The sequence below is a fragment of the Burkholderia sp. Tr-862 genome (genome assembly GCF_011753085.1).
GTDB lineage: Bacteria > Pseudomonadota > Gammaproteobacteria > Burkholderiales > Burkholderiaceae > Burkholderia > Burkholderia ambifaria.
In genome coordinates, this window is record NZ_VWWG01000147.1 from 1 (window position 1) to 15382 (window position 15382).

Sequence of the window (15382 nt, forward strand, 5' to 3'; positions counted from 1 at the left end):
TGCCGGCGGCGCGGTTTCCGCGCCATCCGCCGCATTCGCGGCCGGTGCCGCGAGCGCGGGCGCGAGCCACTGGGCGGCCTCGAAACCGGTGTTCGCGCCGCAGTACGGCGTCGACAGCCCGTTCGTGAACAGGCGCACTTCCTCGCCGACCTGGCGCGCGAAATCGGCCTGCGCGTAGGTGTCGGCGACGTCCCACACGCGCAGCGCGGTTTGCGGCACGTCGAACACGTCGGCGATGCCTTCGGCGATCGTGCGCGGCAGCGCGTACGGGTCGCGTTCCGCGATCACGCGCGCGGTCCAGCGGCTGAACTTCGCGGACAGGCTGTCGTTCTCGTGGCCGTAGCGCACGAGCTCGGCGAGCCGGCGCTCGAGATGCTTGTTCTTGTCGCGCAGCATCTCCATCTGCCGCTCCTGCAGCGAGATCGCGGCCTTGCCGTGCGGGTTCGCGAGACGGATCGTCGCGAGCAGTTCGGCGTGCTGCGCGAAGAATTCGGGATTGGCGAGCAGGTAGTCGGCGACTTCGCGATCGTTCATGTGGCTGGCGCGTTCAGTTATCAAGGACGTTGCAGGGTCAGGCGTTCAGGTCGATCTCGCCTTCGAACACGGTCGCGGCGGGCCCGGCCATCATCAGCGCGGCGGCTTCGTCGCGCGCGCCGTCCCAGCCGATCGTCAGCGTGCCGCCGTGCGTATGGACGGTCACGGGCGAATCGAGCAGGCCGCGCCGGATGCCGGCCGCGACCGCCGCGCACGCGCCCGTGCCGCACGCGAGCGTCTCACCCGCGCCGCGTTCGTACACGCGCAGCTTCACTTCGTGGCGCGACACGATCTGCATGAAGCCGGCGTTCACGCGCTGCGGGAAGCGCGCATGGCGCTCGATGAGCGGGCCTTCTTCCAGTACGGGATACGCTTCGACGTCGTCGACGACCTGCACCGCATGCGGATTGCCCATCGACACCGCCGAAATCCAGCGCGTCGCGCCGCCGACGTCCAGCGGCCACAGTGTGTCGCGGCTTTCGGCGCGGCCGTCGAGGCCCGACGCATCAAATGGCACCTGCGCCGGCGCGAACACGGGCGCCCCCATGTCGACGACGACTTCGCCGTTGTCCTGCAGCGTCAGCGTGATCAGGCCCTTCATGACCTGCACGCGCACGCTGCGCTTGTCGGTCAGGCCGCGGTCGCTGACGAACTTCACGAAGCAGCGTGCGCCGTTGCCGCAGTGTTCGACCTCGCCGCCGTCGCAATTGAAGATCCGGTACTTGAAATCCGCGCCGTCGACGGTCGGCTTTTCGACGAGCAGCAACTGGTCGGCGCCGATGCCGAAGTGCCGGTTGGCGAGCGCACGCACCTGCGCTTCGGTGAGCGGCGGCAACGCACGCGAATAGCCGTCGAGCACGACGAAGTCGTTGCCCGCGCCGTGCATCTTGGTGAACGAGAGTTTCACTGGGTCCGGAATTCCATGGCGAACAAGGCGGCCAGCACGAGCGAACGGCCGGCGGCCGTGCCGGGCGGCGTCGTTCGTCGTGCTGATCTCAGCCGCAAATGATACATGCAGCGGACAGGGGCGTCCTGCACGGCCATGCCGGCATCGCGCCGAAATGGTGTTGCGTCTCGAAGCGGGGCTTGGCGAGGCCGGCGAGCGCGCAGGCGCGCGCATGACGGCGTGCCCGCGGTCGCCCGGCGGGGTCAGTACAGGCTCGGCTCGCCGGGCGGGCGCGTCTTGAAGCGCTTGTGAACCCAGTAGTACTGCTCGGGCATCAGCGGGATCTGTTCCTCGAGGAATTCGTTCATCCGCCGCGCGTCGAGATCGTCGTCGCCGGTCGGGTAGTGATCCCACGGCTTGAATACCTTCAGCCGATAACCCTTGTAGTTCGGCAGCACCTCGCCGATGAACGGCACGACCTGCGCGCGGCCCGTCTTCGCGAGCCGCCCGACGGCCGTCAGCGTGCAGGCGGGCACGCCGAAGAAGGGCACGAACGTCGAGTTGCGCAGCCCGTAGTCCATGTCCGCGCCGAGCATCACCGGCTTGCGATCGCGCAGCCAGCGCAGCACGATACGCGCGCTGTCGGCCCGGCCCGCCAGTTCCGCACCGAAGCGGCTGCGGCCGGCTTTTGCCGCGGCGTCGATTTCCGGGTTCTTCATTGGCGTGTAGAGCGAGCCGCACATACGGCCGAGCGCGAGATTGAGCGCCATCGAGCCGGCCTCGATGCCGACGAAATGGAGACCGAGCAGGAGGGTCGGCGGCATGTCCGGATCGCTCAGGTCGATTTCGCTGTCGATCGTGAACAGCTTGCGGTAGGCCTGTTCCGACGCGAACCACTGATAGCTGCGCTCGACGTAGCTGCGGATCGCATGGCGGAAATGCTGGCCGGCCACTTCCTCGCGCCGTTCGTCGCTCCAGTCGGGGAAGCAGAGTTTCAGATTGGTATGTACGATGCGCTTTCGCCGGCTGGGGATCTGGTACAGCAGCCAGCCGAGGCCATCGCCGAACCGTGCGGTCACACCGTACGGCAGCAGGGCGAGCAGCTTCAGAAAGCCGATGGCGAGATGCGTGCCGAGGCGGCCTAGCATGCGGAATCTCCGTGGGGCCGGCTGGCCGGCACGTTGCGAACAAGGGGGATGGACAGCGGGCGATGCAGCACGGGCGAGGCTCTGTGACAATTCACGAAAGTCGCTATAATACGGGCTTCGCCGAGTTAACTGACAACTTGCGGGGCGAAGCCGGCTGGCGCGAAGCGCGCTACCCGGTCCTGGTAATCCGCTAAAGCGTCGCCGCTTCAGGCCCAACGAAGCTGGCTACGTGAAACCAACCGTAACCACACAGGAGCCTGAAAAAGTGGCAAACGATTATCTCTTCACGTCCGAATCCGTCTCTGAAGGCCATCCGGACAAGGTCGCGGACCAAATCTCGGACGCGATTCTCGACGCCATCCTCGAGCAGGACAAATATTCCCGCGTTGCGGCCGAAACGCTGTGCAACACGGGTCTCGTCGTCCTGGCCGGTGAAATCACCACGACGGCCAACATCGATTACATCCAGATCGCGCGCGACACGATCAAGCGCATCGGCTACGACAACACCGACTACGGCATCGACTACAAGGGTTGCGCGGTGCTCGTCGCGTACGACAAGCAGTCGCCGGACATCGCGCAAGGGGTCGATCGCGCACATGACGACAACCTCGATCAAGGCGCGGGCGACCAGGGCCTGATGTTCGGTTACGCATGCGACGAAACGCCGGAACTGATGCCGCTGCCGATCTACCTGTCGCACCGCCTCGTCGAGCGCCAGGCCAGCCTGCGCCGCGACGGCCGCCTGCCGTGGCTGCGTCCGGACGCGAAGTCGCAGGTGACGGTTCGCTACGTCGACGGCCGCCCGGATTCGATCGACACCGTCGTGCTGTCGACGCAGCACGCACCGGACATCGAACTGCCGGCGCTGCGCGAAGCCGTGATCGAGGAAATCATCAAGCCGACGCTGCCGGCCGACCTGATCAAGGGCGACATCAAGTTCCTGGTGAACCCGACCGGCCGGTTCGTGATCGGCGGCCCGCAGGGCGACTGCGGCCTGACGGGCCGCAAGATCATCGTCGACACGTACGGCGGTGCCGCACCGCACGGCGGCGGCGCGTTCTCGGGCAAGGATCCGTCGAAGGTCGACCGTTCGGCAGCGTATGCCGGCCGCTACGTCGCGAAGAACATCGTCGCGGCAGGCCTCGCATCGCGCGCGCTGATCCAGGTGTCGTACGCGATCGGCGTCGCCGAGCCGACCTCGGTGATGGTCAACACGTTCGGTACGGGCCGCGTGTCGGATGCCGTGATCACGAAGCTCGTGCGCGAGCATTTCGACCTGCGTCCGAAGGGCATCATCAAGATGCTCGACCTGCTGCGTCCGATCTACGAGAAGACGGCAGCTTACGGCCACTTCGGCCGCGAAGAGCCGGAATTCTCGTGGGAAGCAACCGACAAGGCGCTCGTGCTGGCCGAAGCGGCCGGCGTGGAGCCGACGGCACGCGTCGCGTAAGCGTCGCCCGCCTGAAAACGAAAAACCCCGGCATGCCGGGGTTTTTTTATGCGTGTCGAGCGCCGGCGAAATGACGGCGATCGTGGCGGGCATTGCCCGCCGGCGCGGTTTCAGCGTGCGCTGAAACCAAACCATCCGTTGCTGGCCGCGAGGCGGCGCGGGCGGTTGATGCGGCGCTGCGGGCCGAGCGTGCGGCGCAGCGCGAGCGCGCGCAGCGACGATGGCTTCTGCAGCAGCGAACGCAGGCCGGCGCGGCGTGCGAACGCCTGCGCGCTCATCATCGAGAAGAATGCGTGGAACCACGCACGGATGCCGTCCAGCCGGCTGTGCGCGTGCGTGTGCTCGGCGAGCGCCTGCGTGCGGGCGCGGTGATGGCGCAGCGAGCGGGCGGGAGCGGACGGTACGACGCGCTTCGCAACGCGGTTGAGACGGGAAGTCAGACGGAATGGCATGTGAACGATGCTTCGCTTGTATGGATGGCGCCCTTGAAGAGCGCACTGGTATGAACGGCCTCGGATGACGCAACGGATCTTACCGAAAGTCGTTGCGCGCCGCGCCCGCCAGAATTGACAGGCCGCGACAGGCTACAAGGGATTCATGACGCGCAAAAGTCGCGATAAACCCTTGTGCCGCAAGCGAGTCGCCGCATACCGCCTGTCGCTGAGGCTCGCGCCGCGCCGTACAGTTCCCTTGATCCCGATCAAATCCGCGATTGGCATGCCCCTGCGCACGACAATGGTGCTGTTCGCGGTATCCGGCGCCGATTTACAATCGTTACATTCACACAATAAACGTCTGGCATCCCATGTCGTCTTCATTGCAGTCGGAATCGATCCGCGCGCAAGTCGCGGAATTGCGCGAACGTGGTTTCGTCGTCGCGCGCGGCCTCGTCAGCGAAGCGCAGTGCGCGGCGCTCAAGCGCATCGCGGAGCGCCAGTTGCAGGAAGCGGCGGAGCCGATCGAGTTCGAGGCGGATTTGCGCTACCCGGGCGCGCCGGACTCGAAGCATGCGCCGGGCGGGCATACGGTGCGGCGGCTGCTGGACGCCTATGGGCGCGATCCGGCGTTCGCCGAGCGCGCGATCGCGCCCGAAATCGGCGCGTGGATGCGCGAGTACTTCGGCGAGCAGCCGGTGCTGTCGCGCACCCATCACAACTGCATGATGACGAAGCACCCCGCGTACGGGAGCCTGACGGGCTGGCATCGCGACTTCCGCTACTGGTCGTTCGAACGTGCGGACATGGTGTCGGTGTGGCTCGCGCTCGGGCCGGAAACGAATGAAAACGGCGCGCTCTGGCTGGTGCCGGGGTCGCACACGGCCGAATTCGGGCCGGAAGCGTTCGACGACGCGAAGTTCTTCCGCGGCGACCTGCCGGAGAACCGCAAGATGATCGATGCGGCAACCTGCCCGCCGCTCCAGACGGGCGACGTCGTGTTCTTCCACTGCAACACGCTGCATTCCGCGGGGCAGAACCGCTCCGACCAGGTGAAGTTCTCGCTCGTCTACACGTATCACGGGGTGAGCAACCGGCCGGTGCCGGGCACGCGTTCGGCGACGAAGCCGGAAGTGCAGTTCTAGCAGCGGTTCGGACGGCGATTCAGCCGGGCCGGTTGCCCGCTGCCGGTCGCCCGACGCCGGTCGCCCGATGCGGCGCTGCGGCCGCGCGGGCGGATGAAGAACGGGCGGCCTGGGCCGCCCGTTTCGTTTTGAGCCGCGCGCCGCGAGTCGTCGCGAGCTGCGCGGCTGCTAGATCAGCGCTTGTTGCCCGGCATCGCGAGGCCGATCAGGCCGATCAGCGAGGCGACGGCGCCGCCTGCGATCAGCAGGATCGTCTTCGTGGCGGGCGAGCCGGTGAAGAAGCGCGACATGTTGTCGTTGATCGAATGGAACGACTGGCCGCCGAAATACAGCAGCACGACGCCGCCGACGAGCAGTGCAACCGAGATGACCCGGGACATACCAACCTCGCTGTAACGGTGATTCGAGACGCCGCAGTGTAGGCGACGTGCGCGGCCGCGTCCATTGCCGTGCATGCTCGCGCCGCGTTCGCTACCATAGCCGTCGTGTGTTTCCTTCGCCGCCGGCGCGCGATGCTCGCGTGCGGCGCGCGTCCCTTCCCCGACGTCCTGACGGAACCGACCCATGGCCTATGAAGCAGCTTCCGAACGTTATGCCGACATGCAATACCGCACCTGCGGCAAATCCGGGCTCAAACTGCCCGCCCTGTCGCTCGGCCTGTGGCACAACTTCGGCGACTCGACGCCGATCGACACGCAGCGCGACATCCTGCGCACCGCGTTCGACCTGGGCATCACTCACTTCGACCTGGCGAACAATTACGGGCCGCCGTACGGCAGCGCCGAAACCAATTTCGGCCGGCTGCTGAAGGAAGATTTCCGGCCGTATCGCGACGAGCTTCTGATCTCGACGAAGGCCGGCTGGGACATGTGGCCGGGGCCGTACGGCAGCGGCGGCGGGTCACGCAAGTACGTGCTCGCGAGCCTCGACCAGAGCCTGCAGCGGATGGGCCTCGACTACGTCGACATCTTCTATTCGCATCGCTTCGACGCGCACACGCCGCTCGAGGAAACGGCCGGCGCGCTCGCGTCGGCCGTGCGGCAGGGCAAGGCGCTGTACATCGGCATCTCGTCGTACTCGGCCGCGAAGACGCGCGAGATGGCCGAACTGCTCGCGCAATACCAGGTGCCGTTGCTGATCCACCAGCCTTCGTACAACATGCTGAACCGCTGGATCGAGCAGGATCTGCTCGGTACGCTCGACGAGATCGGCACGGGCAGCATCGCGTTCACGCCGCTCGCGCAGGGGCTGCTGACGTCGAAATACCTGAACGGCGTGCCGGCCGATGCGCGGGTGAACAAGCCGGGCGGCGGTTCGCTGAAACAGGAGCACCTGAGCGCGGACAACCTGGAGCACGTGCGCAAGCTCAACGGCATCGCGCAGCGGCGCGGGCAAAGCCTCGCGCAGATGGCACTCGCGTGGGTGTTGCGCAATGGCCGCGTGACGTCCGCGCTGATCGGCGCGAGCCGCGCGGAGCAGGTGCGTGAAAACGTCGGCGCGCTGAAGAACCTCGAGTTCTCCGCCGACGAACTCGCGGAGATCGATCGCCATGCGACCGAAGGCGGCATCAATCTGTGGGAAAAGCCGTCAACCGATCAGGCGATCTGATAGGTAGCAAGGACAGTCGATACGGGATGCGAACGATCGCATGCCGTATCGCGGCGCACGCAAGCAAGCCGTCACGTCGCTGCGGTGCAGCGATGTGACCGGTGCGCGAACGGGTCGCTAGAGCAGCGCGGGGAGGCCTTCGACGAGCAATACCGCAACGCCGACGCCAAGCATGACGCCGAGCACGCGCAGCAGGTTGTGGCGGAATTCGGTCGCGCATGGCACCGCGCCGAGAAATAGCGCGCCGGCCAGCGCCATCGGAATCAACAGGATGAAGTCGCCGATCGTGAAATAGGTCGTCATGCGTGTCTCCATAGTCGGCCGGCGCAGGCGCACGCGCCTGTACCCGCCCCATGCCGGGGCTTTCTAATGTGTGCCGACCCGATTGCGAGTGGGGCCGGCAGTTCGAGTATAGGCAACCTCGCGGCGTTTTTCGCTATCCGAACCATTAAAAGTATGCGGAAAACTCCGGGAATTCTGTATTTTTCCCGGAAGTCAGACGAATGCCTTGCGCGAGTCTTTCCCGTTCCTTTCCGTTTGTGCACAAACGTCGTACGGGTTCGATACGGGCCGCCGCACCCGCGGGTGCGGCGGCTGTCCGCTTACGCGCGACCGGGTTGCGCGCGAGTGGCCGGTGTGCGGAACACGAGCACGAGCCCCGCGACGATCGCGCCCATGCCGGCGAGCGCGAGCGGCGCCGGTCGGTTGCCGAGCCAGACCGCGTCCATCAGCGTGGTGACGACGGGCACGAGATAGAACAGGCTCGTCACGTTGACGAGGTCGCCGCGCTGCATCAACCGGTAGAACAGCAACTGCGCGATCACCGAGATCACGATGCCGAGCCACAGCAGCGGCACGACGAACGCCCAGCTCGCATCGAGCGAGACGGGGCGGAACGGCAGGATCGCCAAGCACAGCGCGAGGCCGATTGCGTTCTGCAGCGGCAGCACGTCGCCAGGCGCCGCGCGCACGCGCTTTTGCAGCAGCGAGCCGACGGTCAGCGCGGCGAGCGCCGTGAGCGCGCAGGCGATGCCCATGATCGGCAGGCCGGCGCCGCCCACGCCGCGGCCCACGACGAGCGCGAGGCCGGCCAGCGACAGCCCGAGCCCCACGACGCGCATCGGTTGCCAGCGCCGCTCGACCATCGCGAGCGTGACGATCGGCTGCACGCCGAGGATCGTCGCGAGCACGCCCGGTGCGATCCCCTGATCGAGCGCAAGCAGATAGAAGATCGAATAGCCGCCCATCATCAGCAGGCCGGTCAGCGCGGCCATGCGCCGCTCGCCGCGCGGCGGCAGCCAGCGGCCGCGCATGACGGCCAGGACGAGCAGCACGAGTGACGCGAGCGCGAAACGTGCGGTGAGAAAGACGAACGCGGATGCGTGACGCAGACCGAGTTCAGCGAAGATCGCGCCGCTGCTCCACAGCAGCACGAAGAGCGACGTCACGCCATGCGCGGCGAGCGCGCGTTTGAACGAAACCATGTGAATCCACCTGTCGAACGGATCGATACGTTCCATGTCGCGCGCGCAGCAACGCGCCGTGCGTGACGACGCACGAACGGCCGCAAACGGGCGAATGGAAAACGAAAAAGCGAAAGCCGGCTGGTCAGCCGACGCGTGCCGCCGGCGGGGGCGGCGCGGCGCCGACGAGCGGCGGTGCGACAGGAGGAGGGAGGACCGACGGATGCGCGCACGCCTGCGGCCGCGAGTCGAACTGCGGCCGGGATTGAGCGAGAGCGGACGTGAACGGATGCATCGTGTCGAAATGCGCTTGAACGCGAATGAGCTTCAACGGTACCGCAAGGCGGCCATCCGGCGCAACTGTCGGCGCAAAGGCGCGGCTGCGTGCGCGAACGTCATGCGGTGGCGCTGCGTTCGCGCCGGCGCAGCCATGCCGACAGCGGGCACGTCGCCAAGCGCGCGCAGCGCGAGCATCTGATAATTCGCGTGCGGATCGCATGCCCGGCGGGATTCGGCGGACAGTCACATTCGACAGGGTATGATGGGGGTAACCGCCCGTGCAAGCGCACGCGCGACGCAGTGGTTGATTGGAGACATTCGACGAATTCGCGGCACTTCACCCGCTTCTTCTTCTTTTCGCGCTTCGATAAACCGTGAACAATGGGATCACGCGCAACACCCCGCCGAGGGCGGCGCGGATCGTGCATTTGCCGGCTCGTCAGCGGGCCGGGTTTCAAGATTCAAGAGTGGGGAACCATCATGCATGTCGGGTCGATTGTCTGCACTACCCATATCGCTGTGCCGAAGGGCGCGCGCGGCATCGTTCAGCGCGTTCTGGGCGACATGGCCATGGTGACTTGGTACGCGGGCGTGCCGGGCGAGTCGAAAGAACTCAACACCGAGCCGTTCTTTCTCGAGGACCTGATCGACACCGGCGAATCCGTGCTGCCGGCCGGCGCCGCGGTTCACTGAGCACGCGCGCCGCATCGGACGCTCGTGTTTCGGCGCGGCTGACGGCACAATGCGGGGCATGAAAGACGCCACTTCCGCCCCCGCTGCTCCCGCCGGCCCGCCGTTCGCCGGCCTCACGCCCGAGTGCGTGCTCGACGCGCTCGACAGCGTGCTGATGCCGGCCGGGCTGCGCACCGACGGGCGCCTGCTCGCCCTCAACAGCTACGAGAACCGCGTCTACCAGGTCGGCATCGAAGACGGCCCGCCCGTCGTCGCGAAGTTCTACCGGCCCGAGCGATGGTCGGACGACGCGATCCTGGAAGAACACGCGTTCGTCGCCGAACTTGCCGCGCGCGAGATTCCGGTGGTGCCCGCGAGCGGCTTCGACGGCCGCACGCTGCACGCGTTCGACGGCTTCCGCTTCTCGATCTTCGAGCGGCGCGGCGGTCGCGCGCCCGATCTCGACCGCAGCGACACGCTCGAATGGCTTGGCCGCTTCATCGGCCGCATTCATGCGGTCGGCGCGACGCAGCCTTACGTCGCGCGTCCGGTGCTCGACATCCGCACCTTCGGCTACGAGCCGCGCGATTACCTGCTCGCACACGATTTCATTCCCGACGATGTACGTCCTGCGTACGAGACGGCGGTCACGCTCGCGCTGGAAGGCGTCGAGGCCGCGTTCGAGCGTGCGGGCGAAATCCGCCTGCTGCGCACGCACGGCGATTGCCATCCGAGCAACGTGCTGTGGACCGACGCGGGGCCGCATTTCGTCGACTTCGACGACAGCCGGATGGCACCGGCGGTCCAGGACCTGTGGCTGCTGCTGCCGGGCGATCGCGAAGGCGCGTCGCGCGCGCTCGCGGACCTGCTCGCCGGTTATGAGGACTTCTGCGAATTCGAGCCGCGCGAGCTGCATCTGGTCGAAGCGCTGCGCACGCTGCGGTTGATCCACTACGCGGCCTGGCTCGCGCGCCGCTGGGACGATCCGGCGTTTCCGGCCGCGTTCCCGTGGTTCAACACGCGTCGCTACTGGGAAGCACGCGTACTCGAGCTGCGCGAGCAGATCGGCGCGATGCAGGAAGGGCCGCTCTGGCCCGTGTGACGGCGCGCGCGGCAGCGTCGCCGCGCGGCATGTTCAGAGCGGGCCGCCACGCATTGCGCGCGGCCCGCATCGCTCAGAACTTCAGCATCATCCTGATCACCGCGGCGAAGCGCCTGCCGTAAGGCGGCGCGATCAGCCCGCGGGTATTCAGGCGCGCCTGCGTGAGCACGGGCTTCATCTTCGAGAACGTCACGAAGCCGTCGTAGCCGTGATACGCACCCATCCCGCTCGCGCCGACGCCGCCGAACGGCAAGCTGCCGCACGCGATGTGCATCAGCGCGTCGTTGACCGTCACGCCGCCCGAGATCGTTTCGCGCATCACGCGGTCGACCGTACCGCCATCCTCGTCGAACAGGTACAGCGCGAGCGGGCGGGGGCGCTCATTCACGTACGCGATCGCCTCGTCGAGCCGCTCGTATGGCACGAGCGGCAGCAATGGCCCGAAGATTTCCTCCTGCATCAGCTGCGACGCGGCCGGCACGTGCGTGACCGCGCACGGCACGAAGCGGCGCGATGCGGGATCGGACTGCGCGTCCGACAGTGGATGCAGTTGCGCGCCGGCCGCCTGCGCGTCGGTCGCAAGCTGCTGCAGCCGCGCGTAATGGCGCGGCGACACGATCGTCGTGTAGTCGCCGTTGGTCGAGAGGTGCGGATACAGCTTGGCGAAGCGCGCCCGCGCGCGCTCGATGAACGCGCCTTCCATCCCGCGCGGCAGCAGCACGTAGTCGGGCGCGATGCAGGTCTGGCCCGCGTTCAGCGTCTTGCCGCCGATGATCGCGTCGACTGCGGCATCGAAGCGCGCATTCGGGCCGATGATCGCCGGCGACTTGCCGCCGAGTTCGAGCGTGACGGGCGTGAGATTGGCGGCCGCGGCGCGCATCACGTGGCGGCCGACATGCGTCGAGCCGGTGAATAGCAGGTGATCGAACGGCAGCGCGCTGAACGCGGCGCCGATCTCGGCATCGCCGTTCACGACCGCGACGTGGTCGCGCGAGAAGGTCTTGGCGATCAATTGCTCGAACAACGCCGACGTGCGCGGCGTCAGTTCGGACATCTTGATGATCGCGCGGTTGCCGGCCGCGAGCGCGCAGATCAGCGGCCCGGCCGCGAGCAGGATCGGATAGTTCCACGGCACGACGATGCCGACCACGCCGAGCGGTTGCGGCAGCACCTTCGCGCGCGCCGGGCGCAGCCACTTGTTCATCGGCTTGCTGATCGGCTTCATCCACCGCTTGCCGTGCTTGAGCGCGTCGTCGATCTCTTCCTTCGCCATCCAGATTTCCGACAGCAGCACTTCCTGCTTCGCGCGGTGGCCGAAGTCGGCGCTGATCGCGTCGGCGAGTGCATCCGCGTGATCGAGCAGCATGGTGCGCAGCGCGCGCAGATGCTGCGCGCGGGTGTCCCACTCCGGATAGGGCGCGCGCAGGTAGGCCGCGCGCTGGTCGCGCAGCAGCGCTGTCAGCGCATCGACCGACGGCAGCGCTTGCGGGGCCAGTTCGGGCAGGTCGTTCTTCATATCGTCTCCTCCAGTTGGGCGTGGCACGTCGGCCAGCAGTCAGGCCGCACGTGAGCGCTCGGCGAGCGTGGCGGGGCGGATCAGGGTGGCGCGCGTCGCGCGGCGCGGGGCCGGATGCGATGCGCGGGTGAAAACGGGGTGCAGCGTGCGGCAAGCGTCGCATTCGCGCGACGGTGTTCGCGTCCGAAAACGGGGTTGTACGATGCGCATGTGCGGCCGGATGCGATTTCCGGCTGCTGCGCGATGGCGCGCTGCGGGCGCTTGTGCGCGCACCGAAACGGGGCTGCGCGATGCGCGTGGCGACCGTCGCACCGGCAGGTCGGGTCGCTCATTCGACAAGCCGTCCAAACGGTCGGCGACACGTGGCGTCGTTCGATTTCGACCGGCCGCGCGCACGGTGCCGGTCGCCACCGTCCGGGCGTCCGTTTGAAATGAAATGCGGGCCGCGCGCGGTGCGTCCGGACCACCCGGTCGGCACGCGGCCTGCAGAACGTCGCGCTGCATCGTCGTCTCCCCAGTTTCGCGACAGCGCGGCTTCTGGCGGCCGGTGCATCGCGTCGCATCAATCGATACATCTTAAATTTAGTTCACGCGGGCGTTTAGAGGAATCGCTCTTGAATCGGCGTGCCGCGCGCGCGACGGCCATTCCTACAATGCCCGAACATTACAAGCGGGAGCCGGCCGCGCCGCGCGCCGTTCATGACACGAAGGAGACGTGACATGCAATACGACTACATCATCGTTGGCGGCGGGTCGGGCGGCTCGAGCCTCGCCAGCCGCCTCGCCGATGCATGCCCCGACGCGACGATCGCGCTGATCGAGGCCGGCTCGCACACCGAGCGCAACCTGCTCGTCAACATGCCGGTGGGGATCGCGGCGCTCGTGCCGTTCAAGCTCGGCACGAACTACGGTTACGAGACGGTGCCGCAGCCGGGCCTCGGCGGCCGTCGCGGCTACCAGCCGCGCGGGCGCGGGATGGGCGGCTCGAGCGCGATCAACGCGATGATCTACACGCGCGGCCATCCGGGTGACTACGACGAGTGGGCACAGCTTGGCGCAACGGGCTGGGGCTGGCAGGACGTGCTGCCGTATTTCCGCCGCGCGGAAGGCAACGAGCGCGGCGCCGATGCATGGCACGGCGCGGACGGCCCGTTGACGGTTTCCGATCTGCGCTTTCGCAATCCGTTCTCCGAACGATTCATCCAGGCCGCGCACGCGGCCGGCTATCCGCTGAACAACGATTTCAACGGCGCGACGCAGGAAGGCGTCGGCTTCTATCAGGTCACGCATCGCGACGGCTCGCGCTGCAGCGTCGCGCGTGCGTATATCTATGGCCGCAACCGGCCGAACCTGCATGTGATCACTGATGCGACGGTGCTGCGCGTGGGCTTCGACGGCAAGCGCGCGGTCGGCGTCGTGGTGTCGCGCGACGGGCGCGTCGAGACGCTTGGCGCGCGGGCGGAGGTGATTCTGTCGGCCGGCGCGTTCAATTCGCCGCAGCTGCTGATGTGCTCGGGGATCGGTCCGGCAGAGCAGCTCCGCCGGCACGGGATCGCGATCGTGCAGGACGCGCCGGACGTCGGCGCCAACCTGATCGACCATATCGATTTCATCATCAACACGCGCGTGAATTCGTCGGAGCTGGTCGGCATCTGCCTGCGCGGCATCGCAAAGATGACGCCGGCGCTCGCGCGCTATTTCTCGAGCCGCACGGGGATGATGACGAGCAACGTCGCGGAGGCCGGCGGCTTCATCAAGAGCGACCCGTCGCTCGATCGACCGGACCTGCAGCTGCATTTCTGCACGGCGCTGGTCGACGACCACAACCGCAAGATGCACTGGGGCTTCGGCTATTCGCTGCACGTGTGCGCGCTGCGCCCGTTCAGCCGTGGCACGGTGGCCCTCGCGAGCGGCGATGCGCGCGACGCGCCGCTGATCGATCCGCGCTTCTTCAGCGATACGCGCGATCTCGACCTGCTCGTGCGCGGTGCGCAGGCGATGCGCCGGATCCTGTCGCAAACGCCGCTCGCGTCGCAAGGCGGGCGCGAGCTGTACACGCGGGCGGACCAGAGCGAAGCCGAGCTGCGCGCGACGATCGTCGCGCACGCCGACACGATCTATCACCCGGTCGGCACCTGCCGGATGGGTTCGGATGCGCGCGCGGTCGTGGATCCGCAACTGCGCGTGCGGGGTGTCGACGGGCTGCGGGTGGTGGACGCGTCGGTGATGCCGACGCTGATCGGCGGGAACACGAATGCGCCGTCGGTGATGATCGGCGAACGCGCGGCGGACTTCATCGTCGCGACGCGCAAGGGCGCGGTGCCGCGCGGCGAGGCGGCCGCGGCGGTGCACGGCCGCTGAGCGGCCATGCACCGTCACGCGAGCGGCACGATGCTCAGGCGAACGTATCGACGAGGCCCGCGCGGCTCACGGTCGCGCCGGCCGCTGCGGATTGCGCAGCGTCGACCGGTGCGTCGGCGGCTGACGATCCGGCGCGTGCGCGCGGCGACGGCCGGCCGCCGGCGAAGCTCTGTTGCGGGTTCTGCTGCTGCGACGCGAAGCCGCCGTCGCTGACGGTCGCGCTGCCCAGGCCGAGCCCGCCCGCTTCCATCGCTTCGCGCAGCTTCGGCAGCGCGGCTTCCACCGCGTCGCGCACCTGAGCGTGCTGCGAGACGAACAGCGCATGCGCGTGATTGTCCGCGACACGCAACACGACCTGCAGCGGGCCGAGATCCGGCGGGTTCAGCGTCAGCTCGGCGCTCTGCTGATGCGCATTCGACAGGAACACAACCTTCTGGCTCAGCGCGTCGGTCCAGTCGGCGGTGCCGACATGCGGGGCCAGCACATGGGCATTGGCCGCGGCGACCGAGCTGGCGGCGGGCGATGCCTGCAGGTTCGCTTGGGCGGCTGCCGCAGCCGTTGCGGCGGCAGCGACCGATGCGTCGGCGGCCGGGCTGGCGGCTTCCTCGGTGGCCGCGAGCGCATGCGCGGCGGGCTGGCCGGTGGCGCTCGCCTGCAGCGCCTGGGCGGTGGCTTGCGTGGGCGTCGGCTGCGTTGCGAGCGCGCTTTTCGCGTCGGCAAGCGTGCGGTCGAAGGTCGGGACTTTCGGCGTCAGCGGTGCGGCGGCGGCCGATGCGGACGT

The 15382-nt window shown here is 67.7% G+C and carries 16 protein-coding genes; 7 read left to right on the plus strand and 9 right to left on the minus strand.

Annotation, left to right across the window (positions count from 1 at the left end; all coding sequences use genetic code 11):
- From F3J14_RS27470 to F3J14_RS27480, 3 genes are all read right to left on the minus strand, one after another.
- Nucleotides 1-534 (minus strand): DUF484 family protein (locus F3J14_RS27470; RefSeq protein WP_166725640.1); only part of this gene is annotated, 534 nt, incomplete at its 3' end.
- A 37-nt stretch (nucleotides 535-571) separates the two neighbouring features.
- On the minus strand, nucleotides 572-1441 hold the full coding sequence (dapF, locus tag F3J14_RS27475) for a diaminopimelate epimerase (protein ID WP_166725641.1): 870 nt from the start codon (nucleotides 1439-1441) through the stop codon (nucleotides 572-574).
- Nucleotides 1442-1683: 242 nt separating this feature from the next.
- A complete protein-coding gene (locus tag F3J14_RS27480) occupies nucleotides 1684-2568 on the minus strand; it encodes a lipid A biosynthesis lauroyl acyltransferase (RefSeq protein WP_166725642.1) in 885 nt (294 codons plus the stop codon).
- Between the two features lie 265 nt (nucleotides 2569-2833).
- Here F3J14_RS27480 and metK point away from each other — a divergent pair, with 265 nt between their 5' ends.
- Nucleotides 2834-4021, plus strand: coding sequence for a methionine adenosyltransferase (gene metK / locus F3J14_RS27485; protein ID WP_006753004.1), 1188 nt, complete (start codon nucleotides 2834-2836; stop codon nucleotides 4019-4021).
- A 110-nt stretch (nucleotides 4022-4131) separates the two neighbouring features.
- On the opposite strand, the gene F3J14_RS27490 is transcribed toward metK, so the two are convergent.
- Nucleotides 4132-4473, minus strand: a complete 342-nt coding sequence (locus tag F3J14_RS27490) for a hypothetical protein (RefSeq protein WP_166725643.1) — start codon at nucleotides 4471-4473, stop codon at nucleotides 4132-4134.
- A gap of 353 nt (nucleotides 4474-4826) precedes the next feature.
- Between F3J14_RS27490 and F3J14_RS27495 the strand changes: the two genes are divergently transcribed.
- Nucleotides 4827-5600 carry a phytanoyl-CoA dioxygenase family protein gene (locus F3J14_RS27495; RefSeq protein ID WP_166725644.1) on the plus strand — a complete coding sequence of 258 codons (774 nt, stop codon included), beginning with the start codon at nucleotides 4827-4829 and terminating at the stop codon, nucleotides 5598-5600.
- 173 nt (nucleotides 5601-5773) lie between these two features.
- Here F3J14_RS27495 and F3J14_RS27500 read toward each other — a convergent pair whose 3' ends face one another.
- Nucleotides 5774-5980, minus strand: coding sequence for a DUF3185 family protein (locus F3J14_RS27500; RefSeq protein WP_006753007.1), 207 nt, complete (start codon nucleotides 5978-5980; stop codon nucleotides 5774-5776).
- Nucleotides 5981-6164: 184 nt separating this feature from the next.
- Here F3J14_RS27500 and mgrA point away from each other — a divergent pair, with 184 nt between their 5' ends.
- Complete coding sequence (gene mgrA, locus F3J14_RS27505; protein WP_166725645.1) at nucleotides 6165-7208, plus strand: L-glyceraldehyde 3-phosphate reductase; 1044 nt, start codon at nucleotides 6165-6167, stop codon at nucleotides 7206-7208.
- A 117-nt stretch (nucleotides 7209-7325) separates the two neighbouring features.
- On the opposite strand, the gene F3J14_RS27510 is transcribed toward mgrA, so the two are convergent.
- The gene (locus tag F3J14_RS27510) at nucleotides 7326-7511 is read right to left on the minus strand and encodes a hypothetical protein (RefSeq protein ID WP_006753009.1); all 186 of its coding nucleotides are present in this window, start codon (nucleotides 7509-7511) and stop codon (nucleotides 7326-7328) included.
- Nucleotides 7512-7810: 299 nt separating this feature from the next.
- The gene (locus F3J14_RS27515) at nucleotides 7811-8692 is read right to left on the minus strand and encodes a DMT family transporter (protein ID WP_166725646.1); all 882 of its coding nucleotides are present in this window, start codon (nucleotides 8690-8692) and stop codon (nucleotides 7811-7813) included.
- A gap of 363 nt (nucleotides 8693-9055) precedes the next feature.
- On the opposite strand from F3J14_RS27515, the gene F3J14_RS27520 reads away from it, so the two are divergent.
- The 3 genes from F3J14_RS27520 to F3J14_RS27530 all read left to right on the plus strand — a co-directional run bounded on the left by F3J14_RS27520 (nucleotide 9056) and on the right by F3J14_RS27530 (nucleotide 10724).
- Complete coding sequence (locus tag F3J14_RS27520; RefSeq protein ID WP_166725639.1) at nucleotides 9056-9328, plus strand: hypothetical protein; 273 nt, start codon at nucleotides 9056-9058, stop codon at nucleotides 9326-9328.
- Nucleotides 9329-9430: 102 nt separating this feature from the next.
- Nucleotides 9431-9643, plus strand: coding sequence for a hypothetical protein (locus F3J14_RS27525; RefSeq protein WP_014895745.1), 213 nt, complete (start codon nucleotides 9431-9433; stop codon nucleotides 9641-9643).
- Nucleotides 9644-9701: 58 nt separating this feature from the next.
- Nucleotides 9702-10724 (plus strand): serine/threonine protein kinase, encoded by a 1023-nt coding sequence (locus F3J14_RS27530; protein ID WP_211080393.1) that lies wholly within the window; start codon nucleotides 9702-9704, stop codon nucleotides 10722-10724.
- Between the two features lie 73 nt (nucleotides 10725-10797).
- On the opposite strand, the gene F3J14_RS27535 is transcribed toward F3J14_RS27530, so the two are convergent.
- Nucleotides 10798-12240, minus strand: coding sequence for a coniferyl aldehyde dehydrogenase (locus F3J14_RS27535; protein WP_166725648.1), 1443 nt, complete (start codon nucleotides 12238-12240; stop codon nucleotides 10798-10800).
- 720 nt (nucleotides 12241-12960) lie between these two features.
- On the opposite strand from F3J14_RS27535, the gene F3J14_RS27540 reads away from it, so the two are divergent.
- The gene (locus tag F3J14_RS27540; protein WP_166725649.1) at nucleotides 12961-14601 is read left to right on the plus strand and encodes a GMC family oxidoreductase N-terminal domain-containing protein; all 1641 of its coding nucleotides are present in this window, start codon (nucleotides 12961-12963) and stop codon (nucleotides 14599-14601) included.
- Nucleotides 14602-14635: 34 nt separating this feature from the next.
- Here F3J14_RS27540 and F3J14_RS27545 read toward each other — a convergent pair.
- On the minus strand, nucleotides 14636-15382 hold a 747-nt coding region (locus F3J14_RS27545; protein WP_211080394.1), incomplete at its 5' end, for a flagellar hook-length control protein FliK.